Origin of the sequence: Photobacterium sp. NCIMB 13483, assembly GCF_003025475.1 — a bacterium.
GTDB lineage: Bacteria > Pseudomonadota > Gammaproteobacteria > Enterobacterales > Vibrionaceae > Photobacterium > Photobacterium piscicola.
In genome coordinates, this window is sequence record NZ_PYLV01000056.1 from 1 (window position 1) to 1,078 (window position 1,078).

A 1,078-nucleotide genomic window follows, 5' to 3' on the forward strand; every position below is an offset into this window, starting at 1 on the left:
TAATGCATGTGAATTAAGATAATTTACGCTTCCTTGAAGGCCTAGTCGCATAGCGACTAGGCCTTTTCTTTACTGCCCTTGGATAACTTCTTTCCTGCCTTTCTGGTAGTACAAAGCTTTCTGCCATATCAAGTATATATCTCAATATTTCAGGATACCGACCAGCTGCAACCGCTGGTAATAGTTGAAGTTGGCTTGTTAAGAATATCGAGGCTTGCTTAAAGCCTATTTGATACGGCATGACACTTTTTAATGAGTATGCCATTTGGCACATCATGAACCGTAACAAGTTATAAGCTAATAACATTCCCCATAATTCTTGAGTCACTAGCGCTGGCGTTTTGCTTCTTAACGTTATCGTTCCTTGTAACATATATTGTTTCATTTCTCGGTAACCCAGCTCAATCTCCCAACGGTGGCTATAAAGCTCTGCAATATCAGCGCCTATATAACGTTTGGGATCGGTCATTGACGTTAATAATTTCACTTCGCGACCTTTGATCGTGGTTGTCACTAAGCGTGCTTCCATTGTCACGGGCGCATCAATCCACTTTTTTCGAGCTTGTGGCGACAAGGTTAACTCTATGAGTTCTTGGCCTTTACCTAGCTTTCTTAACGTTTTGTATTGGGCGCCTTTACGTAATGGGATAAGCCAATGCCTTTCTTGCCCCGTACTTTGCCATTTATGCAGTAAGCCTAAGGCGTAAAAACCACGATCAAACAGCGTTAGGCTATGATCTGGCGCTTTTTCAATGAGTTGGGCTGTTAAATCAACCTCACTGACAGAAACAGAATCAAATGCAGCGCTATTTAAAAGGTGGCTAGTTAGTTCCATATGGCAAACCATACGCACTTGAGGATAATCGGATGTTGTTGTTTTATTGCCTGTTCTTGAAAATGCTTGGTCATTTTCTTTTGTGTCTGGCGTACGCCAGACAACACCATCGACAGCATGCAATGTGAGACCATGCCAATCCGGATGAGGTGTTTTCTCATGCCACAACTGTTGTGTTTTATTAAAGACAGCTTCTACTGGTTCATGCCCTAATTTCTTACGAGCATGAATCACAGCACTTGG

General features: G+C 42.2%; 1 protein-coding gene. It reads right to left on the reverse strand.

Features of this window, described 5'->3' with window-relative positions; genetic code table 11:
* Positions 1-13: 13 nt before the first annotated feature.
* A partial coding sequence (locus C9I86_RS19750; RefSeq protein ID WP_107277265.1) for an IS4 family transposase occupies positions 14-1,078 on the reverse strand: 1,065 nt, incomplete at its 5' end.